Origin of the sequence: Arenibacter sp. 6A1, from assembly GCF_012272855.1 — a bacterium.
GTDB lineage: Bacteria > Bacteroidota > Bacteroidia > Flavobacteriales > Flavobacteriaceae > Arenibacter.
In genome coordinates this window covers 75,137-97,015 of sequence record NZ_JAAXCQ010000008.1, presented here as the reverse complement: position 1 = coordinate 97,015, position 21,879 = coordinate 75,137, and the positions used below count along the sequence as shown (strand labels likewise).

18 protein-coding genes are annotated in these 21,879 nt (G+C 40.2%); 9 read left to right on the top strand and 9 right to left on the bottom strand.

Annotated elements, in window-relative coordinates; all coding sequences use genetic code 11:
- The first annotated feature begins 64 nt into the window (after positions 1 to 64).
- Positions 65 to 814 carry a TerB family tellurite resistance protein gene (locus HCG49_RS09115; RefSeq protein ID WP_168469222.1) on the top strand — a complete coding sequence of 250 codons (750 nt, stop codon included), beginning with the start codon at positions 65 to 67 and terminating at the stop codon, positions 812 to 814.
- Positions 815 to 1,068: 254 nt separating this feature from the next.
- Here HCG49_RS09115 and HCG49_RS09110 read toward each other — a convergent pair whose 3' ends face one another.
- A complete protein-coding gene (locus HCG49_RS09110) occupies positions 1,069 to 2,232 on the bottom strand; it encodes a PepSY-associated TM helix domain-containing protein (protein ID WP_168469221.1) in 1,164 nt (387 codons plus the stop codon).
- Positions 2,233 to 2,310: 78 nt separating this feature from the next.
- Complete coding sequence (locus tag HCG49_RS09105) at positions 2,311 to 4,695, bottom strand: TonB-dependent receptor (RefSeq protein ID WP_168469220.1); 2,385 nt, start codon at positions 4,693 to 4,695, stop codon at positions 2,311 to 2,313.
- Between the two features lie 216 nt (positions 4,696 to 4,911).
- Between HCG49_RS09105 and HCG49_RS09100 the strand changes: the two genes are divergently transcribed.
- The 3 genes from HCG49_RS09100 to HCG49_RS09090 all read left to right on the top strand — a co-directional run bounded on the left by HCG49_RS09100 (position 4,912) and on the right by HCG49_RS09090 (position 7,872).
- The gene (locus tag HCG49_RS09100) at positions 4,912 to 5,496 is read left to right on the top strand and encodes a HupE/UreJ family protein (protein ID WP_168469219.1); all 585 of its coding nucleotides are present in this window, start codon (positions 4,912 to 4,914) and stop codon (positions 5,494 to 5,496) included.
- 196 nt (positions 5,497 to 5,692) lie between these two features.
- Complete coding sequence (locus HCG49_RS09095) at positions 5,693 to 6,127, top strand: deoxycytidylate deaminase (RefSeq protein WP_072762758.1); 435 nt, start codon at positions 5,693 to 5,695, stop codon at positions 6,125 to 6,127.
- Between the two features lie 131 nt (positions 6,128 to 6,258).
- Positions 6,259 to 7,872 (top strand): S41 family peptidase, encoded by a 1,614-nt coding sequence (locus tag HCG49_RS09090; protein WP_168469218.1) that lies wholly within the window; start codon positions 6,259 to 6,261, stop codon positions 7,870 to 7,872.
- 13 nt (positions 7,873 to 7,885) lie between these two features.
- Here the strand turns inward: HCG49_RS09090 and HCG49_RS09085 are convergent, their stop codons facing one another.
- The gene (locus tag HCG49_RS09085; protein ID WP_168469217.1) at positions 7,886 to 8,089 is read right to left on the bottom strand and encodes a hypothetical protein; all 204 of its coding nucleotides are present in this window, start codon (positions 8,087 to 8,089) and stop codon (positions 7,886 to 7,888) included.
- Between the two features lie 60 nt (positions 8,090 to 8,149).
- Entirely contained in the window at positions 8,150 to 8,728 is a 579-nt protein-coding gene (locus tag HCG49_RS09080) for a MarC family protein (RefSeq protein WP_168469216.1), read from the bottom strand.
- Positions 8,729 to 8,873: 145 nt separating this feature from the next.
- Between HCG49_RS09080 and HCG49_RS09075 the strand changes: the two genes are divergently transcribed.
- The gene (locus HCG49_RS09075; protein ID WP_168469215.1) at positions 8,874 to 9,446 is read left to right on the top strand and encodes a DUF3109 family protein; all 573 of its coding nucleotides are present in this window, start codon (positions 8,874 to 8,876) and stop codon (positions 9,444 to 9,446) included.
- Here the strand turns inward: HCG49_RS09075 and HCG49_RS09070 are convergent.
- Positions 9,436 to 11,379, bottom strand: a complete 1,944-nt coding sequence (locus HCG49_RS09070) for a tetratricopeptide repeat protein (RefSeq protein WP_168469214.1) — start codon at positions 11,377 to 11,379, stop codon at positions 9,436 to 9,438. The genes HCG49_RS09075 and HCG49_RS09070 overlap by 11 nt on opposite strands.
- 49 nt (positions 11,380 to 11,428) lie before the next feature.
- Complete coding sequence (locus HCG49_RS09065) at positions 11,429 to 12,163, bottom strand: LytR/AlgR family response regulator transcription factor (RefSeq protein WP_168469213.1); 735 nt, start codon at positions 12,161 to 12,163, stop codon at positions 11,429 to 11,431.
- 279 nt (positions 12,164 to 12,442) lie between these two features.
- On the opposite strand from HCG49_RS09065, the gene HCG49_RS09060 reads away from it, so the two are divergent.
- From HCG49_RS09060 to HCG49_RS09050, 3 genes are all read left to right on the top strand, one after another.
- Positions 12,443 to 12,610, top strand: coding sequence for a hypothetical protein (locus tag HCG49_RS09060; protein ID WP_168469212.1), 168 nt, complete (start codon positions 12,443 to 12,445; stop codon positions 12,608 to 12,610).
- Positions 12,611 to 13,262: 652 nt separating this feature from the next.
- A complete protein-coding gene (locus tag HCG49_RS09055) occupies positions 13,263 to 14,249 on the top strand; it encodes a ribonucleotide-diphosphate reductase subunit beta (RefSeq protein ID WP_168469211.1) in 987 nt (328 codons plus the stop codon).
- A 138-nt stretch (positions 14,250 to 14,387) separates the two neighbouring features.
- Entirely contained in the window at positions 14,388 to 16,841 is a 2,454-nt protein-coding gene (locus HCG49_RS09050; protein ID WP_168469210.1) for a ribonucleoside-diphosphate reductase subunit alpha, read from the top strand.
- A 449-nt stretch (positions 16,842 to 17,290) separates the two neighbouring features.
- Here HCG49_RS09050 and HCG49_RS09045 read toward each other — a convergent pair whose 3' ends face one another.
- Genes HCG49_RS09045 through HCG49_RS09035 form a run of 3 tightly spaced genes read right to left on the bottom strand, consistent with a single transcriptional unit; the run spans position 17,291 to position 20,583 of the window.
- On the bottom strand, positions 17,291 to 18,211 hold the full coding sequence (locus HCG49_RS09045; RefSeq protein WP_168469209.1) for a hydroxypyruvate isomerase family protein: 921 nt from the start codon (positions 18,209 to 18,211) through the stop codon (positions 17,291 to 17,293).
- Positions 18,212 to 18,223: 12 nt separating this feature from the next.
- Positions 18,224 to 18,871, bottom strand: a complete 648-nt coding sequence (locus tag HCG49_RS09040) for a gluconate 2-dehydrogenase subunit 3 family protein (RefSeq protein ID WP_168469208.1) — start codon at positions 18,869 to 18,871, stop codon at positions 18,224 to 18,226.
- Complete coding sequence (locus HCG49_RS09035; protein ID WP_168469207.1) at positions 18,871 to 20,583, bottom strand: GMC oxidoreductase; 1,713 nt, start codon at positions 20,581 to 20,583, stop codon at positions 18,871 to 18,873. The genes HCG49_RS09040 and HCG49_RS09035 overlap by 1 nt, the downstream gene beginning before the upstream one ends.
- Positions 20,584 to 20,718: 135 nt before the next feature.
- Here HCG49_RS09035 and HCG49_RS09030 point away from each other — a divergent pair, with 135 nt between their 5' ends.
- Positions 20,719 to 21,708 carry a sugar phosphate isomerase/epimerase family protein gene (locus HCG49_RS09030; RefSeq protein WP_168469206.1) on the top strand — a complete coding sequence of 330 codons (990 nt, stop codon included), beginning with the start codon at positions 20,719 to 20,721 and terminating at the stop codon, positions 21,706 to 21,708.
- The last annotated feature ends 171 nt before the right edge of the window (positions 21,709 to 21,879 follow it).

Genomic DNA, 21,879 nt, shown 5'->3' with positions numbered 1-21,879 from the left:
TAACTTTTCATTAGAGCTTCAGTTCTTCCATTAAATTATATCTTTGCCAAAATTTTGTATTCAGATGATGAAATGGTTTGCCGCAGTATTAGGATTTTTTTTATATAGATTCCCAGGAGCTGTAATAGGCTTCCTTATAGGAAGTTTTATCGAAAATTTAAGTAGAAGCAGTAATAGTAAAAGTGGGGGAGGAGGCTCTATTTTTGGGGAGGTAAAGCCACAGAAGGTGTCCCCAGAAGATTTTGAGTTACAACTGCTGTCGCTTTGTTCTATTGTTATCAAGGCCGATGGCTCGGTTAGTCCGTCCGAAATGGCTTATGTACAGCAGTATTTTGTAGGTACTTACGGCAAAGAAAAGGCCAATGCTATTTTTAGGACGTTCAACGAAGTAGTCAAGAAAAATGAAATTTCTGCCCAAAAGGTATGTTCCTACCTAAACCAACGTACCCGTTACGAGGTAAGATTGCAATTGTTGCACTTTCTGTTCGGGATTGCCCAGGCCGATGGCCAAGTGAGGGCGTCGGAAATTGATAAGATCCGAGAAATAGCGACTTATTTTAGGGTAAGCATGATCGATTTTGAGAGTATTAAGGCCATGTTTATCAAATCGGCCGACAATGCCTATAAAATCTTGGAAATAGAGAAGTCTGCTACCGATGGGGAAGTAAAAAAGGCATACCGTGATATGGCTAAAAAGTATCACCCAGATAGGGTAAATACCGAAAATGAAGCTATTAAAAAAGGGGCTGAAGAAAAGTTTAAAGAAGTTCAGAAGGCCTATGAGACCATTCAGAAAGAAAGAGGAAGTCTGTAAATAAGAACTTTACGACTCTTTAATGATATAGGGGGCGCATGCAGATGCGCCCCCTTTTTTTGCTTGTATGCAAACTATGCCCTGGAAATTAATGGCACCTAATTTCGCGTTAGGGACCGCGGCGGCATCCCCGCAGCAACGCAAGGGATATAGCCAAGGGCCCGCCCGACGAAGGAGGGAACGCCCAAATAATTATAAAACGGCTAAGCGTACTTATTGATAAGTCCGTCCTAATCTATACGGGCCACGACCTATTAGTTTGCTTTAATTTTTTTGTTCGGAGAAGGCTGCTTGCCCTTGTTCTTTTTCAGCTTGTTCCACCAAATAAGGGTCCCGCTAATGGGGAGACTGGTTCCGATAAGGCAGGCGATGAAATAAAGGAATTTGGAGAAACCTCCAAAAATATCGCCCGTATGCAAGGGTTTAATCATAGTGGCTATCTGTACATTCAAGGGTTTCTCCCTAAAGAGTTCCTTATGAAGGGTATTGCCATACAGGTCTACAATATAGCTATCGGCAGCATTGGGCAGCCAGCTATTGCTATCGTATTTCTGCATGGTGTAATAAGGTGTTTTTTCCGAGGGGAAGGACAGGGTTAATTTACCGCTAAAAGAAAAATTATTATTCGCTAAGGCAATGGCCTTGTCATAACTTATGGGCGTGCCCTCTTTTGCCAGGGTGTTTTCGGAAAAGCTGATATCCCTGTTGCCAAAGACCTTTGTGCCCAGAATATTTCCCATACCTTCTCTATAGCCTTCAAAAGACCAACAAAGTCCGGTTAAGCCCATCACCAATAAAAATATACAGGCATAGAAGCCCAAGGTATTGTGCAGATCGTGGTTAATTCGTTTCCAATTGGCATCGGTTTTTATTTTTAGGCCATGTTTTAAATTCTTCCATTTTAATTTTTTAGGAAACCACAACACCAGTCCACTTATGCTTAGGATGATAAAAATAATAGTAGCTATTCCAATAATGGGTCTTCCCCATGGAATATCTAACAGCAGCCAACGGTGCAGTTTAAACATGGTCATCATAAATCCATCTGCCGGATTTTCCTTATTCTGAAGGATTTCGCCGGTATAAGGGTTCATTAAATAGGTAGTTCCTCTACGCTCTTTAGGATCTTTTTTTACGGTAAAGGCGTAGGGAGCCTCGGCGGTTTCTAGGATGCTAACCCTTGTGACCAAGCCAGCCGTGTGTGCCGTTAGTTTGGCCGCTAATGCAGCTACCGCTTGTTTTTCGCCAACCGCTTCTATTTGTGGTTCTTCGGAAAAGAAGGCCTTAATTTCCTTTTCATAGGTCAGTACCGTCCCCGTAAAACAAATTATAAAAAGTATAATACCACTGATAAGGCCTAACCATAAATGGATGTCGTTGATAAATTTTCTAAAGGTGTACGATTTCTTTTTAGTCATGGGAATACTGATTTGAAAAGGGGAAGGTGCGGGGAGGAACCCGCACCTTATATGAATTAAAAAGTGTTGCTGAATAGATTAGAAGGAGTACGAAACGACCCCAGCAAAATTTCTTGGATCTGTTTGGTTGATATACCTAGTACGGTAAGCATTGTAGCCTATTTCATTAAACATATTATTCATAAGAACCCTAAAGTTCCAGTGCTTGTTTAATTGGTAGGATGCTTGTGCGTTTACCAAGGTGTAGGCGGCTACATCAAATGGTTTTTGGTTAGGGACAATACCCTCATGGGTGATGGCTCCCGAGCTCCAGTCATTAATAGGTCTTTCCCCGGTGTAGTAAGCTCCGGCACCTAGGGACAGGCCGTTTAATCTTCCTTTAAACCCGTAATTGGCATAGGCGTTAAAGGTGTGTTTTGGGGTGTTTAGTGGTGACGAGCCATAGACATAGGCATTGTGTTCTTTGTATTGTGCGTCTATATAAGAATAGCCTGTAATAACCTCAAGGTTTTCTAGGATTCTACCAGTAAGTTCTACTTCAATACCCTTGCGTTCGTCATTTCCGCCTTTTTCATAGAAACCGGTCGCCACCCAGTTCTCGTCATAAACGGCTAGGTTAATATTCTTGTTGTTAATTTTAAAGAAGGTAAGATTAAATCGAAGGCGATTGTCTAGCCAATTCGTTTTTATCCCGGCTTCCAATTGGTCAAAACGCTCGTTGCCCAATTCTCTTCCTTCTACGTCTAAACGGGTAGCCGTTCTTGGGTAAGAGCTATTGGTATAGGAGGCAAAAACATTTAGGTTGTTAACCGGATTCAATACAAGACCAAACAGCGGGTTAAAGGCGTTGCTATTGGTAGTTTCGGTAGCAGTACTAGTCTGGGTGGTGCTATAACGTACCCCTAAGAATGTTTTTAACCAGGAGTTGAAGGATATAACGTCTTGGGCAACAAACCCAATAGATCTAGAGGAAGCCCCGCCTTCCTTGGCCGCACCAAAGGCTAATGCTCCTGGAAGGCTGTTGTTTATTCCCGTAAAGACGTTGATGCTGTCTACGGTAGAAACACTTTGGTTAAAGGTGTTAAAGGTGGTGGTTCTATAATCAAAACCTACTTGAAAAGTATGGCTGATATTTCCTGTTTTTAGTTTGTCTCCCACCAAGTCAAATTGTATTACGCTGTTGTCGTCGCTCCTTGTAGATACGGCATACCCTCTTTTTCGAAGTTCGTATTGCGGATTTCCGTCGGCATCGTTTATAACATTTCCCAAACTGGCACCCTTGTCATCCAAGTCTAAACTCGATTTGTAATAGGCGGCCTTTAAGCTTAATTTATCGGTAAGGTTACGGCTGAATCTTACAGCGTAGCTAGCGTTTTGAGTGATGGCCTTATCGTTCTTATACCCTAGGAACTGCTCGTATGGCATGTCGTAAATGGCATTGATATCGTTTTCATTTAAGTTTACAGTACCTAGATCTGGTGTTCTGCTATCGTCCATATAGTCCATTTCAAAGCTAAGCTTTGTCTTATCGTCTACCCGCCATTCCAAAGATGGATTGATGTAGAACCTTTCAGAAGAAATTCCTTTTCTAAAGCCATCGGCACGTTCTAGGGCACCGTTAATTCTAAAGGCTAGGTTTTTGTGCTCGTTTAAAGGTCCGTACACGTCAAAGGTGGTTCTTGCCTGGCCAAAGCTGCCAACACGTAGGGCCGTATTGCCCCCAAATTGATAGACAGGAGTTTTGGTGACTATATTAATGACGCCGCCCGGGCTTCCCAAATCGGTAGCAACTCCCTGGGTAATGGCAGTAGCTCCTTTAAGAACCTGAATGTTGTCTACGCCTTGCATGTCTGTTAAAATACCCACTCCCCTAAAATCGGAATTTACTCTAACGCCATTTTTTAGGATAGGAATACCCCTAAACCCTCTAGAGGACATACTCTCTCTTTTATTGCCGTAGGTGGCAAAGGTATAAACCCCGGGAACGTTTTTAGTAGCATCGGAAATGGTCAAATTTCCTTGCTGTTCTATCAGTTTTTCAGAAATGATGGAAATACTTTGTATTTGTTCGTAGGGCGCTAAGGGCAATCTGGTCAGCGCTTCTATCTTGTCCGGATGCTCATAGCGGTTTCCAAAAACTTCTACCTGGTCTAATAGCATCCCATCCTTAAGATGAACCTCTATGGCTAGCGATTCATTTTCCTTTATGCTAATATTTTCAACATAGGTTTGGTAGCCTACAGAACTTACTTTAAGGGTGTATTCTCCCGGTTTTAGGTGGTTAATCGTGAAATTTCCGTTTTCATCTGCAGCCGTTCCTACAGCGGCTGATTCTAGGACTACGGAAGCATAGGAAATAGCATCGTGCCCTTCATTAAAAACTTTTCCGTTTATTTTTCCTTCTTGTGCATACCCGAACTGAAGGCATAGGGCAATTAATAGGAATAATGACTTATTGTACATCTTATTTAGACTTAATTAAAATTAGAAGGGCAAATATAAAAGAAGTGTTTTTGTTTATAAAACTTATTTAGACTAATTATAAATAAAACTTTTATTGGGTTCTGTATGAATTATTTAGGTTACTTAAAATTCTAAAAATTTTCTTAAAGAGATGTGAAAAGAGAAGGGTCGCTAAATAAAAATTGTATGTTTGAAACTGTTATTTAAATTTTTGAAATGAACAATTTTTGGTTTTATATACAATTGGGATTAGATCATGTGTTAGATTTTTCTGCTTATGATCATATTTTGTTTTTAACGGCTTTGGCATTGCCCTTTACCTTTTTACGTTGGAAACAACTGTTGGTATTGGCGACTGTTTTTACCATAACCCATTGCCTGTCATTGGGACTGTCTTCTTATGGGGTTTTAACGGTAGATGTGGGGTTGATAGAATTTTTAATCCCGATCACCATTTTCTTAACGGCGGCCTACAATCTGATGCGTATTAAAAACGGTGCCGCACATGGGCGTTTCGACTTTTTGGTTGTGGCAACGTCTTTTTTTGGGCTGATTCACGGGTTTGGATTTTCTAACTATTTTAAAATGTTGATGGCAGGGGAAGAGGATAAATTAACGCCACTTTTAGGATTTGCAACGGGAATAGAGCTATCACAGGTGTCCATTATACTTATGGTCTTGGTCTTGGCTTATCTAGTACAGGCGTTGGGAAAAGTAAAACAATCTTATTTTATCCTAACCGGATCTGTCCTGATATTATTAATGACCATCCCCATGTTGGTAGCGACCTATCCTTGGTAATCCTACCTCTTAAATAGAAAAAAACAACTTTTTATAGTATTCTTGGGTAGGTTTGGTTTAAAATTAGCCTAGCTGTTGGCCCTGAGGATAAAAAAAGTTCGCTTACCTTTGTAAAGTGAACCCTAGTGACTTATATTATGGTCTATCGATAAGAAAACTACTGACCATACGTTAGGGATTATAGCATACATACTAAATGAAAGAACTTAAACAAGAGAAGTACGATAAGGCCTATCTCCGTATGGCCAGTGAATGGGGGAAGCTCTCTTTTTGTAGCCGCAAACAGGTAGGAGCAATTATCGTAAAGGACAGGATGATCATTTCTGATGGTTATAACGGCACCCCCACCGGTTTTGAAAACGATTGTGAAGATGAGGAAGGGTATACAAAATGGTACGTGTTGCATGCAGAAGCCAATGCAATTTCGAAAGTAGCATCCTCTACCCAATCCTGTGAAGGCGCTACCTTGTATATTACTTTATCACCGTGTAAAGAATGTAGTAAGCTCATCCACCAGTCTGGCATAAAACGTGTTGTATATCAAACATGGTACAAGGATCCTTCGGGCTTGGAGTTTTTAGAAAAAGCAGGAGTAGAATTGGTACATATGCCTTCTATAGTTACGGTTTAAAAATATGCTGAAATAAGGTGTTTTTTGTTGAGTGCCAAACTGTAGGGGACCACAGTAGCCGAGAAGACAAATAAAATTATCAGTATTCCTTGCTAGATGGCTGTACGTGGCCAATAATAAAAAGTAAACAGATGAAAAAGAAAAGCTCATATCTATGGCCTACCATTATTGCCGCATCCATGGCTGTGGGCATATTTGTGGGGGGCAAGCTTAACTTTAACGATTCGCCAGAGAAACTGTTTACGACCAACTCCAAAAAAGATAAGCTCAACAGATTAATAGATTATATAGATTACGAGTATGTCGATGAGATCAATACGGATAGTATTGTAGATATTACCGTAAACAATATTCTTGAAAAATTAGACCCGCATTCCGTTTACATTCCCAAACAGGAAATGGATAAGGTGTCCGAGAACATGAAGGGCGACTTTGTCGGGATTGGGGTTAGTTTTTATATGTACAAGGATACAATTTCCATCATCAGGGCTATAGAAAACGGACCTAGTTTTTTAAAGGGATTAAAGGCGGGAGACCGTATCTTGATGGCAGATAAGGACACCTTGTTCGGAGAGAGTATTCCCAATGATGTTATCATTGAAAAGCTGAAAGGGGAAAAGGGAAGCCCCGTAGAATTGCAGGTATACCGAAAAGAAGACAAACGATTCTTCAGGGTGAACGTAAAACGCGATGTTATTCCCATAAAAAGTGTCGATGCCTATTATATGCTTAGTCCAACCATGGGCTATATTAAAGTGAACAGGTTTGCAGAGACCACTTTTAAAGAGTTTAAGACCGCCCTAAAAAAATTGCAGGCCCTGGGTGCTCAAAAATTGACCTTGGACCTCAGGGATAACCCTGGTGGATACTTAGGGATTGCCGAGCAAATGGCCGATGAATTCCTATCGGAGGGCAAGCTTATATTGTTCACTAAAAACAAGAAGGGAAAGATCGATAAGGTTTTTGCGACCAAAAAGGGAAGCTTTGAAGACAAGCCGGTATATGTGTTGATCAATGAGCGTTCGGCTTCGGCGAGCGAAATTATTGCCGGATCCTTGCAAGACAATGACCTGGGGACCATTGTGGGGCGTAGGTCCTTTGGGAAAGGCTTGGTACAACGCGAAATGGATTTGGGCGATGGCTCGGCTATCCGACTAACCGTGTCTAGGTATTATACCCCAACCGGACGATCGATCCAAAAATCATATGCCAACGGGAATAGGGACTATTATCAAAGATTTACCGAACGCTTTCACAGTGGAGAGCTTTTTTCAGTAGATAGTATTAAGTTGGCCGATTCCTTGAAGTTTAAAACCCCAAAAGGCAAAGTGGTTTACGGAGGCGGGGGCATTATTCCAGATGTTTTTGTGCCTATAGAAAACTATGAGACCCTGGCCTGGGAGAATTGGGAAAGCGGAGGCCTTTTTTCGCGCTTTATCTTTGAGCATTTAGATGAAAATAGAGCCCAGTATGCCGATTACTCCAAGGAAACATTTGTAAAAGACTTCCAAGTAGATGATATACTATTTGGATTGTTTTCCGAGTACTGTATTTCCAATAATTTGAACATGGATCTGTATGCCTACCAAAAGAAAATAAAACTCTTTTTAAAGGCTTCCTTAGCAGAGCAATTGTTCGATGCCAATACCTACGCCGAAATAAAGAGCGAAGGCGATGCCATGTTGCAAAAAGTATTGGAGATGGACAAGGAAGTTATACCCCTTAGCGAACCTGAAAATAAATAATGGTAGACAAGGATTACTCCTCCTCTACCTTTTTTTGAATCTTCTTAGCGGTCGTATAAATTAATAAGAGCAGAATGGCACAAAAAGAAGCCGCTATACCTATTAGGGCTATAGTGCTGTCTCCTTGAAAAGGATTACCGAAATCTACTAAGGTTACATTATAAGCTATGATAGCGATCGCTATTACAATTAGGACAATGGTGACTGCTTTGTTCATTTGAATTCTTTTTTAAGCCTAAGTATTTATCTGTTTAATTCTTGTAGAAGAAAAATACGGTTAAAATAATTGATTGATGTTGGCGGTGAATAATTTTACGGCAATAGCCAATAAGATAACCCCAAATATTTTACGAATTACGTTAAGTCCGTTTTTTCCCAATAGCCTTTCTATTTTGCTAGAAGACTTTAATACAAAGTATACAAAAATAACATTTATTATAATGGCTACAATAATATTCTCTACGTAGTACTCCGCCCGTAACGAAAGCAGGGTGGTTACAGTACCGGCACCAGCAATCAGGGGGAATGCGATAGGGACAATAGAAGCGGTTTCGGCCTCATCGTCTTTGTAAAGGGTTACTCCTAAAACCATTTCGATCGCCAAAAAGAAAATAATAAATGCCCCGGCAACGGCAAAGGAGTTAACATCTATTCCGATAAGTTTTAATATCTCCTCACCAACAAACAAAAAGGCAACCATGATACAAGCAGAAACCACAGAAGCTTTTCCAGATTCGATATGGCCTACTTTGTTTCTTAGGTTGATAATAATAGGGATACTTCCAACAATATCGATGACAGCAAAAAGTACCATGCTTGCCGTGACAATTTCCCTTAAATTAAAATGTAAATCCATTGATTTATAAAAAGATAGTGATTAACTCAGCCAAAGCTTATTGGACTAAGCTTCGGCAAATTTACGGTTTATTGGGAGCTTTTGAATTAATTAAAAGAAAAATTAATCCAATGAAAGAATTATCTTTGCAGCTTAAATCAGTATTATGTTCCAGTTAGGGAAAACAATAGTATCCGAAGAAATCATAGAAAATGATTTTGTGTGTAATTTAAATGCTTGTAAGGGGGCGTGTTGTGTCGATGGCGATGCTGGGGCACCCTTGGAAGACAAGGAAACCGAGATATTAGTGGATATCTATAGTAAGGTAAAACCATTCTTACGCCCAGAAGGGATTGCTGAAATAGAAAAACAAGGCGCCTTTATCCGAGGCGAAGATGGGGAGTGGGAAACTCCTTTGGTGAACGGAAGCGAATGTGCTTACGTAACTTTTTCGGATAATGGTACCGCAAAATGTGGGTTGGAAGAAGCCTACAATCAAGGGGCAACGAAATGGAAAAAACCGGTTTCCTGCCATATGTACCCTGTTCGTGTACGAGAATATACAGAGCTTACCGCTGTCAATTACCATAAGTGGGAAATCTGCGACACTGCATGTTCCTTGGGTAGCGAGCTTAAAGTACCTGTTTATAAGTTTGTCAAAGAAGCTTTAATTAGAAAGTTCGGTAAACAATGGTATGCCGATTTAGAAAAAATTGCCGAAGAGCATTCTAATGGGTAGGGATGTGTAGGACAACCTCGGTGCTCCAAGCCTTGTCTGTACGGTAGAGATCTAAAATTTCTACCTGAAAGGAGTTTTGGTAATCCTTGGAAAAATTGGCAAGTCGTTGCTTGGTAATGGCGATGCCAATCGATTTTCGCTTCAGGGACTTGTTTTTTTTGATTTTTTCCGAAGCTTCACGGCCCACACCATTGTCTTTTATACTAATCTTAATAAAATCTTTGTTCTCCTGGGTTACCGATAGCGCTATGTGCTTTTCGCCTTCCTTGGAAGAGAGTCCATGCCATAGGGCGTTTTCTAAAAATGGCTGAAGGATCAAAGAGGGAATCTTAATGGTATGAGGATCTAAGCTGGGGTCTAAATGGACCTTGAAATTTATTTCATTGGAAAATCGAATGTTCTCTATATTCATATAAAGGGCGATGGTGTCTAGTTCATCGGCCAAAGAAATTTCTTTTAGGGAAGATGATTCCAAAATTTTCCGGATTAATTTAGAGAATTTGTTGAGGTAGTGCACCGCATTCTTTTTTTCGTTGTTGATGATGTATAATTTAATCGAATTTAGGGTGTTGAATAAGAAGTGTGGGTTCATTTGGCTGCGAAGCATACTTCGCTCCAAGGTTAAAATTTGTTTTTCGTTTTTTAGTTGTTTCTGACGGTATAGGATATACAGGATAAACATTAATAAAGCCAAAACAATAATACTAATGATCAGGGTATTTTTGTTCCGGCGGAGCCTAAGGTTTATTATTTCGTTTTCTTTGGCCAAAGAGGTTATTTCATTTTCCTTTTTTTCAGTCTCATACTTTATGATCAGATCGTTTGTATAGCGCTGGTTTACCTCATTGTTTATTTCCTTGTGCAGACTGTCTGCTTTTACAAAAAACTCCAAGGCCTTTTTGTAATTACCCTTGTTCTTGTATAATTCTGAAAGAAAATTATTGGCTTCGGAGGCAAAAAAAGGGAAATGGAAATCGTTGGCAAGTTTCAAGCCTGCGAAAAGGTGGGTTTCTGCCTTTTTAAGTTGGTTTAATTTCATAAGGGCCGATCCCATATTTATGTGAATAGCAGTGATAATATGCTTGTCGCCCAATGCTTCAGCTGTTTTTAAATTGGGTGTTAGGAGCTCTAGTGCCTGACTTAGTTTCTGTTGTTTAATATAGATCCTTGCTATGCTATTGTTGCATATAACCTTACCTTTAATATTTTCTATTTCTTCGTTGTAACTAAGGGAAGAGTTATAATGTTCCAATGCTTCTGTAAACAGCCCTTTATTTTCGAGGCATTCGCCTATGTTTTGGTGATTGATCGCCAGTCCCAGGGGATTGTGGAGTTGGAATTCTAATTCCATCGATTTTTTATATTGTGCAATGGCAATGTCGTATTGTCCTAGCGTTTGGTATAGGTTGCCAATCCCATTTAAAGATACATTTCTACTTCTTTTGATGCTTTTGGAAGGGTTTGGTATGGCCTCGGCTAAGTTTAGGGCTTCCTGATGATATTCGAGCGCGGTTTTAATGGCGTCTATTCTGCGATAAACCACCCCCAACATATTTAAACTAAATATTTTAAACTCTACATTTTTGGCGTCCGTGGCAGCTTTTAATGCTTTTTCATGGTATTCGAGCGCCCTGTTGAACCTAGAAATATTGCGGTATTTTCGGCCTATTTGGTTAAGGGCATAAGACTGCCCTACATAGTATTTTTCTTGAGCGGCAATACGGTTCACATACTGCATATAAGTGGTGTCGTTTCTTTTTGGTTTTAAAACGGCATCTATTTCTTCATAGGATTGGGGTGCCTCTATAACCAGGGTGGACGTAAGTTTTTTAAATGAATCGGGAATTTCTTGGGCGTTTAGGAGGGAGCAGGGGAGTAACACAAACCATAATAGAAAACAGCAGTTTAGAAAACTCGCCCGATAATTCCGCATGTACAATTTCTGTAACCTTAAAGAGGGGGGGCGATTTATCATGGATAATTTAAATTAAATCTAGAAAATCGGATTTCTTTTGTCTGGAAACCGGAATTTTATGATTGGACTCCAATACCAAATAACCGTCTGTTTTAAAAAACTCCTTTATTTTATGAAGGTTGATGATAAAAGAATTGTGAACCCTGAAAAAAATGCTTTTAGGAAGAATTTCATTGACTTCTTTTAGTTTTTTGGTAAGCACAATTTTTTGGCCGTCGGTTAAAAATAAGGTGCTGTAATTGCCGTCAGATTCGGCAAAAAGGATTTCATCACTTTGTAAAAACAACAATTTTCCGTCGGTATTGATGGTGATTTTCTTATGGTTGGTTTCGGCATTAATTTTCAATAACATTTTTTCCAACTTATTGCTGTTGTAGGCTCGTTGGTTAAACTTCTTGATTTTAATGATCGTTTCCTTTAAATCGTCCGTGTCTATTGGTTTTAAAAGGTAATCTAAAGCTTCGTTCTTTAGTGCCTTTATAGCGTATTGGTTGTAGGCCGTCGTGATGATGACCGGGAAGTCTTTATGATGTAGTTTTTGGATGAACTGAAATCCGTCCATAGTAGGCATTTCTATGTCTAGAAACAAACAGTCGGGGCTGTGTTTCTCTAAATATAAAAGCGCCTGAAAAGGGTCTGTAAAGGTAGCTACTACTTTTATTTCCTTATTAAAATTGGTCAATTCCCAAGAAAGACTTTGCAGGGCCTTTATCTCGTCGTCTACTAACACTGCTTCTAACATAGTATAAGAAATATAAATAAAAATAGAAACATTGTGTAGGAGTGGCTTGTAAATATGACCAATGGGATAAAAAGGAGGTTAAAAGGTAATTATTGATCATAAATACACGGATTTACAGCTATTTAGGCGCCGTTTTATAAGGAAAAACCAATTATACAATAATTATTACCGATTATACAATTGTTATTCAGCAGCTTAAACGAATGCTATACTTTTAATCTCGCCCCGAATTTTTCTTACAGAACTAACTAGATCAACAATGCTTTAAAATGTAAGATTATGAGAAAATGCTTTGTTTATTTTATTGTTTTTTTGATAGTATTAATGGCATCGGTGTGGATAGAAAGGAAAAACACCCCAACAAGGGAAGGGGAGTTGGTAGATTATAAAACCAATGTAGTGGTCAATGATTCATTATACCCGATCCATAAGACTGGGGCGAATTAAAACCAACACCATTCAAAAAATAAGGTTTAGGTAATAAAAAGAGCCGTGGGCTTATTGTAAACGAAGAAAGAAATTAGAAGCTTAATAGTGATATAAAAATTAAACTGCCAAAGTAAGTATGATACTTAAGATGTGTTGGAAAGAACAAAACGTTGCTATGCAACTAACCACTAGATGAAAATTTGATATTTGAAAATTCAACCAACTCGTTGGTGTCGGATTATTCAATATGTTAGGTTTCGGGGGAACTACCTAATAATTGTAAATCCGATTCTGGGAATTGAAAATTTCAGCACCTCAAAGGAAAGGGTACTCTTTGGCAGTATTTTTTAAACTATTTTGATCAAATCGACGGCCGGTACGGGGCGTCCTAAAATAAACCAAGAAGTATAGTTCTACTATACTTCTTGGTTTATTTTTTTTGCCCAAAATCTAAAATGCTGTTAAAACTATTTTTTTAAAAAAAGCTAATAGCCGTTGAGCCTAACAAACATCAAGGGAGACTTAGATGTAAACATTTTGTGTTAAAAACTTATTGGCCTTATTGCAAAATAAGCTTTAGTTATTGCGGGTATTTTACAATCTTTGTGCGTTCCTAGTGAGGGTAGGATAACACCCTGGTTTTAAGAATATTTTAAATCAAAAAAGATATATGTCAGTAGCTATCGAGCCTATTTTGGAAGAAAATGTCAACAGATTTGTGATTTTTCCAATTAAACATCACGATTTGTGGGAATGGTACAAAAAGTGTGAAGCCAGTTTTTGGACCGCTGAAGAAATAGATCTTCATACCGACCTACACGATTGGAACAATAAATTAAATAGCGATGAACGATATTTTATAAAGCACATATTAGCTTTCTTCGCCGCTTCTGACGGTATTGTCAATGAAAACTTGGCCGAGAATTTTGTGAGCGAAGTGCAGTATGCCGAAGCTAAGTTTTTCTACGGTTTCCAGATCATGATGGAAAATATTCATTCCGAAACCTATTCTTTGCTTATAGATACTTATGTAAAGGACGAGAAGGAAAAAGACCTGTTGTTTAACGCCATCGAAAATTTCCCGGCCATCAAGAAAAAGGCCGACTGGGCATTGAAATGGATAGAGTCTCCAAGTTTTGCAGAACGCTTAATAGCCTTTGCAGCAGTAGAAGGTATATTCTTCTCTGGTGCTTTCTGTTCTATATTTTGGCTTAAGAAAAGAGGCCTAATGCCAGGACTGACGTTCTCTAACGAATTAATCTCCAGGGACGAGGGAATGCATTGCGATTTTGCAGTACACCTTCACAATCATCACCTGATCAATAAAGTGCCTAAAGCACGTATTACCGATATTTTGGTCGATGCCCTTAATATAGAAAGAGAGTTTATTACAGAATCGCTTCCAGCAAGCCTTATCGGGATGAACTCAAAACTGATGACTCAGTATTTAGAGTTCGTAACCGATCGTTTATTGGTAGAGCTAGGATGTGAGAAGGTATACAACTCTACCAATCCGTTCGACTTTATGGATATGATTTCCCTTCAAGGAAAAACCAATTTCTTTGAGAAAAGAGTGGCCGAATACCAGAAAGCTGGAGTTGTGAAAAAAGACAACGATGAGGATGCTCAAAAAATTAGCTTCGACGCCGATTTTTAGTATTTAACATCAACGATCAAAGTGCTAAATCCCCTTTGGGTTATAAGGGGATTTTTATGCCGATAACATTAAATGTTAAGAAAATTAACATAGTGTAGTGTAGCCCAAAGCATGGTATCATTTAAAAAATTGTAGCAAATGTACGTAGTAAAAAGAGATGGTAGAAAAGAGCTGATGATGTTCGATAAGATCACGGCTAGAGTAAGAAAATTATGTTATGGCCTTAATGACCTGGTAGACCCTTTAAAGGTTGCTATGAGGGTAATAGAAGGTCTATATGATGGGGTTACCACTTCGGAACTGGATAATTTGACAGCCGAGATTGCGGCAACCATGACCACTTCCCATCCTGATTATGCAAAATTGGCCGCCCGTATTTCAGTGTCCAACTTGCATAAGAACACTAAAAAATCCTTCTCTGATACAATGAAGGATCTTTACGAATATGTAAACCCAAGAACAGGGAAAAAAGCACCCTTGTTATCCGATGAGGTGTACCAGGTAATCATGGAGAATTCCGAGAAATTAGATTCTACCATCATTTATAACCGAGATTTTGGCTACGATTATTTCGGATTTAAAACCTTGGAGCGTTCTTATTTGTTAAAATTAAGCGGTAAGATCGCAGAACGTCCACAGCATATGTTAATGCGTGTTGCTATTGGGATTCACCTAAACGATTTAGACGCGGCTATAGAGACCTATGAGCTGATGTCTAAAAAGTATTTTACCCATGCCACCCCAACATTATTCAATTCTGGGACGCCAAAACCACAAATGTCTTCTTGCTTTCTATTAGCGATGAAAGACGATAGTATCGATGGTATTTACGATACCTTAAAACAAACCGCTAAAATTTCCCAGTCGGCCGGAGGAATAGGATTATCTATTCACAATGTCCGTGCTACCGGGTCGTATATTGCCGGAACCAACGGTACCTCTAACGGTATTGTACCCATGTTGCAGGTATTTAACGATACCGCCAGATATGTAGATCAAGGTGGCGGAAAAAGAAAAGGAAGCTTCGCTATTTATGTAGAGCCCTGGCATGCCGATATCTTTGAGTTTTTAGATCTAAAGAAAAACCACGGGAAGGAAGAAATGCGTGCCCGCGATCTTTTTTATGCGATGTGGATTCCGGACTTGTTCATGAAAAGGGTAGAGAACAATGATACTTGGACCCTTATGTGTCCAAATGAATGTCCAAGCCTTTTTGAAATCCATGGAGAAGAGTTTGAAGCATTGTACCTAAAATACGAAGCCGAAAATAAAGGCCGTAAAACGGTAAAGGCCCGCGATCTTTGGGAAAAGATATTAGAATCCCAAATAGAAACCGGAACACCATATATGCTGTACAAGGATGCAGCAAACCGCAAGAGCAACCAAAAGAACCTAGGGACCATTCGCTCGTCTAACTTATGTACGGAGATTATGGAATATACCTCTCCAGATGAGGTGGCCGTATGTAACCTGGCTTCCATTGCCTTGCCAATGTTCGTGAAGAACGGAGAGTTCGATCACAAAGAACTTTATAAGGTAACCAAACGCGTAACCCGTAACCTAAACCGTGTTATCGATAGAAACTACTATCCGGTAAAAGAAGCCGAAAACTCTAACCTGCGCCATAGACCTATTGGACTTGGAGTACAAGGATTGGCAGACGCGTTCATCATGTTGCGATTGCCTTTTACAAGCGATGCCGCCAAGGCATTGAACCAGGAAATCTTTGAAACCATGTACTTTGCGGCCGTTACGGCTTCCATGGAAATGGCCAAAGAAGAAGGTACCTATTCAACTTATGAAAACTCTCCGATTTCCAAAGGAGAATTTCAGCATAACCTTTGGGGAATAAACGATGAGGACCTATCCGGAAGATGGGATTGGGCCAAATTGCGTAAAGAAGTCGTGAAAAATGGCGTTAGAAATTCCCTATTGGTAGCCCCAATGCCAACCGCTTCTACGTCCCAGATCTTAGGAAACAATGAATGTTTTGAACCCTATACTTCCAATATTTATACCCGTAGGGTGTTGTCTGGAGAGTTTATCGTTGTCAACAAGCATCTGTTGGAAGATTTAGTAGAACTAGGACTTTGGAACGAGAATTTAAAGCAAGAATTAATGCGCGCCAATGGTTCTATCCAGCATATAGACGGTATTCCTCAGGATATTAAGGAACTGTACAAGACGGTCTGGGAATTGAGCATGAAAGATATTATAGACATGTCTAGACAGCGTGGTTATTTCATCGACCAAAGTCAGTCTCTTAACCTGTTTATGGAAAATGCGAATTATTCCAAGCTTACCTCCATGCACTTTTACGCTTGGAAAAGCGGACTTAAGACGGGGATGTATTATTTAAGGACCAAAGCTGCTGCCGATGCTATTAAGTTTACGGTAGATAACAGTAAAAAATCCGAACCGGTAGTTGCGGCGGCACCAGTAGCCAAAGCAGTACCTGTGCAAGCTGTACAGTCTACAGCAAAAACTACGGATATGGAGGTACAGCCATTGACGGCGGCCGAAATGAAGGAATTGATTGCCAAGGCCAAAGAAGGTCAGGCAGACGACGATTGCCTAATGTGCGGATCATAGATCGTCACTTCTAGCGATTACATACTATAAACCTCGAGGACTTTTCTTCGAGGTTTTTTTATTGATATAAATAAGTATGTGCAGCATGTTGTATAGGATAATAGCTGCTGTATTCTGTGGGGCGTTCCCCTAAAGGGTCGCTCTTTTCGCTGTATCTTTTTTAAACGGCCCTTGGCCTCTAAAAAAGGATGCCGCTGCAATAGCTAACGCGGGATTCAGTGAAAATAGATAAAAGAAAAGAGAGAAGAGAAAAGAGAGAAGAGAAAAGAGAGAAGAGAAAAGAGTAGCCTGTACGTTCCTGATATAGGTTGACCACTAAAATAGTAGAAGCTTTAAGACAGCTGCAATAGGGTAGAAGGTGTATAAAACAAAAAAAGCGCCCCATTTTCCTTTTAATTCGGAATATGGAGCGCTATTATATTATTTATAAAGGTTGGTTGAGACTATTTCTACATAAAATTATCAACTTCTTTATAGGCATTTATTACAGCCAATTCCCCTTCTTTATGAGGTCTAGAATTGCCGTGTTCCATTCCTAGAATACCGTTAAAACCTTTGTCTTTTATAAATTTAAAGACATTGCGGTAGTTGATCTCCCCCGTGGTAGGTTCTTTACGTCCGGGATTATCGCCTATTTGTATATAGGCGATTTCGTCCCAACTAGCTTCCATATTCGGAATGAGGTTTCCTTCCTGAATCTGTTGGTGGTAGATATCGAATAAGATCTTACAGGCAGGAGAATCTACCGCCTTACAAATCTCATAGGCCTGGGGCGAATCTGTGAGAAAAAGCCCTGGGTGATCCCTAAAGTTCAATGGTTCTAAAACCATGGTTAAGCCATGGGGTTCCAAAATAGCAGAGGCCTGTTTTAGACTTTCAATGACATTGGCCTGTTGGTAGCCTGGGCGCAGTCGTAAATCTACATGGCCGGGTACAACGGTCATCCATTTCGCATTGACGCGTTTGGCAACATCAACCGATTGGCGGATATAGTCTAAAAACTCCGCTCGTTTGTCCTTGTCACCAGAGGCCAGGTTGGGTTCTTTCCAATAGATTTCATGGGCCACAAATACGCCCATTTCTATCCCTCTATCCTGCATGGTCTTTGCCATTTTCTCTTGTAGAGAAACGGCACGTCCGCGCATTCCGTTGTCTTCAAAGGCCGTAAAACCTTGGTCGGCCATAAAGTTCAATTGATCTATGGGGTCCTTACCTGCATGTTGTTGAAACATGCCCAAATGTGGGGCATATTTCAAATTAAAGTGGTGTTTCGCCTTTCTAAGTTCTGGCATCCCATAGGCCATAGATCCTCCAAGACCTATGGCGCCGCTAGAGAGGGCCGTTTTCTGAATAAAATCGCGTCTTTTCAATGTCCTTTCCTATTAGATTGACCAGGCTTTGCCTTGGGTTAACTCATTTAAATCGCCACAGCCAATATATTCACCGGGAACCGGCAAATAGGCAAGCACATTTTCGCCTACATATTCTGAGGATTTATAGCCCCAAATAGTCAAACCTCTAAGGTTATTGGCAAAAGCAAACCTCGATAGTTCATCGTCTAGTTCGGCAGGCTTACCTTCTTTAATCGCTTCGGTATAGGAGGCAATCAGCTCCATATTATTAACCTCTTCTTCTTTCGTAATTTTTAGGGCTTTGGCCAAAACCGGTTCTAAATCGGCAGGTTCTAGTTCGGCCATGGTTTCCTTTTTAGAATCTGCTAAGACTTTTTCTAAAAACTTGCCCATGCTCATTTTAAAAATAGCTTGTTGCTCCGGTTCCATCACCTCCTGGGCAAAACGGTCTATAAAGATATGTACGTTAACCTCGGTGGCAGAAGGTGTATCGGTTTTGGGCAATATGATATCTACCAAGTGGGCAAGATTATTTCCTGCATCTTGGCTAAGGAAGGTCGGTATCCATGAAATGGCCTTCTCTTGTTTACAACTTTGTACTAGGCTTAATAGGGTGGGGGTTGCTACAACATACCCTAGGGTCAAGCCCATGTTTCTGAGTGCTTTTCTTCTATCCATTATAAGGTTCCTTTTTTAAGTTCTTGTGCTGCGTGGTTGGCCGCTCTTGCGGTAAAAGCCATGTAGGTAAGGGAAGGGTTTACACAACTGGCAGAAGTCATAAAAGCCCCATCGGTAACATATACATTTGGTACGGCATGTACTTGGTTATAGCCGTTAAGTACAGACGTTTTAGGGTCTCTACCCATTCTTGCGGTCCCCATTTCATGGATCCCCAATCCAAGGGCACCCGGATTGTCATAGGCCTTTACGTCCCTCATGCCTGCCTTGGTAAGCATGTCTACGGCCTGTTGTTTCATATCCTCGCGCATCTTCCATTCGTTTTCTTTAAACTCTGCGTCAAAGGTTACTGTAGGCAAGCCCCAGTCATCCAATTTGTCGTAGTCCAAGGTCATTCTATTATCGGGGTGTGGCAACACTTCTCCAAAGCCCATGATGCCAAAGGTCCAGCCTCCTGGTTTTAAGATAGCGTCTTTTAAGTCTTTTCCATAAGATAGTTCTGCGACTGACTCTTCCCAATCGCCTCTACTGGCTCCGCCCTGATAACCAAAACCACGGAGGTAATTTTTATTGTCCGTATCGCCGCCTAAGTTTTTAAATCTCGGAATGTAAACACCATTAGGTTTTCTTCCCTTATAGTACTTGTCTTCAAAGCCATCAAATTTCCCAGAAGCCCCAACACCTAAATGATGGTCCATGATATTTCTTCCCAATTGATCCGAATCGTTACCCAATCCATTGGGGAAACGCTCAGATTTGGATTGCATCAAGATAGAGGTCGAACCAATAGCAGAGGCACAAAGGAAAATTACTTTTGCCTTAAATTCAAAGGTTTCTTTGGTTACACGGTCTATGACCTTAACGCCTGTTGCCTTTTTTGTTTTTGGATCGTAAATAACCTCAGAAACAATAGAATCTGGTCTAAGGGTCATGTTGCCGGTGCGTTCCGCAGCCGGTAGGGTAGAAGACAGACTGCTAAAATAGGCTCCGAAAGGACAACCGCGCATACAGCGGTTCCTGTACTGGCACTTGCTTCTTCCTTCAAATTCCTTATTTCCGGTTATATGGGCAACCCGGCCTGCGGTAACGACTCTTCCGTCAAAATTTTCAGCTACTTTTTCACGGAAATGTTGTTCCACGCAGTTCAGTTCCATCATTGGCAAAAATTGGCCATCGGGCAATTGTGGCAATCCCAAGTTTTCTCCACAAACCCCTATATAAGATTCTACCTTGTCGTACCAGGAAGCAATATCCTTATAACGAACAGGCCAGTCTACGGCAATGCCGTCTTTTTTATTGGCCTCAAAATCCATCTCGCTCCAGCGGTAGCTATGGCGCCCCCACTGAAGGGAACGGCCCCCTAGGTGGTATCCTCTCATCCAATCAAAACGCTTGGTTTCGTTATAGGGATGTTCTAGGTCGTTGACAAACCACTGATTGTGTTGGGCTTTTACGGTATATCCCGTCCTTGCTTGTTTTAATTGTTTTGCTTTTTCTTCTCTAGACAACTCCCCATTATTAGGAAAATCCCAGTCGTCCATATTTGCAGTCGTATAGTCATTTATATGGGTCACCATTCTTCCTCGTTCCAAAACCAAGGTTTTTAAGCCGTTTTCACACAATTCTTTGGCGGCCCAACCTCCGCTGATGCCCGTGCCCACTACGATTGCGTCGTAGCTCTCCTGCTCTTCATTATAATAAAATTTGCTCATCTAGAAAATTGTTTAGTTAATAAATTTATTAAATATAGAATTAATTATCTACATTTAAACCTTATATTTCTTGAGAATACAACACTATAACGTTGTAGTTGCTCATAATCGTTAAATTAATTATTACATAAAAAAATGAATCGTAAAAGTTTAAAAGTCAATGGATTTAAGGCACTTTTGGCCTTGTTGTTAATCGGAGGAGTTTCTTGTAAAGAGGCCCCAAAAGAACAGTCTAAGGAGGTTGCTGCTGAAAAAATAGCAGACAATGCCGAAACACCTTTTTTTAAATTGTCTTTGGCCCAATGGTCCATGCATAGAATGATTTCAAGTGGTGAGGTAGATCCTTATTCTTTTGCAGAAAAGGCTAAGGAATGGGGCTTTACCGGATTGGAATATGTTAGCGGATTATACTATAAGGAGTTAAAAGCGGCTAATTTTTCAGAGGAAGCTATGGCGGCCTTTGTAGAAAAAAGTAATGCCGAAAGTAAAAAGCACGGTATGCAAAACGTTCTGATCATGATCGATGGTCAAGGAGATCTTGCTACGCCCGATGCTGCCAAAAGAAAAGAAGCGGTAGAAAACCATTACAAATGGGTCGATGCTGCTGCTGCGATGGGATGCCATTCTATTAGAGTGAACCTTGCAGGAACTAACAAGCCAGAAGAGTGGATTGCAAGTTCTGTAGATGGTCTAACGCAGTTGGCTACGTATGCCAAGGAGAAAAACATCAACGTTTTGGTAGAAAACCATGGTGGACTTTCTTCTGATGCTTCAAAATTGGCCGAAGTAATGAGCCAAGTAAATATGGATAACTGTGGTACGCTTCCAGATTTTGGGAATTTCTGTGTAGAAAGAGACCAAACAGGTTGTACTAATGAATATGATTACTACAAAGGTGTAAGCGAGTTAATGCCTTATGCCAAGGCCGTAAGTGCAAAATCGCATGATTTTGATGCCGAAGGTAATGAGGTAAAATTAGATTATGCCAAACTTCTTAAAGTTGTAAAAGACGCTGGATATACCGGATATATCGGAGTTGAATACGAAGGAGGAAGATTGAGTGAAGAAGAAGGTATTATAGCTACTAGAGATTTATTGGTAAAAGCCGCTAAAACTCTAAAATAAGCCTTCAGATTTTGAAGCGATACTATTAAATCGGTTTTTTGACTTCAATTAATATTGAGGTTAAAAAACCGATTCATCTTTATACCGGCAAACAACTTGGCGAAGGCCTCTGTTCGTATAAAGGGAACTCTAAAGGTTTGTGAAGGCTATGTAAAGCGAATTAGGAGTCCA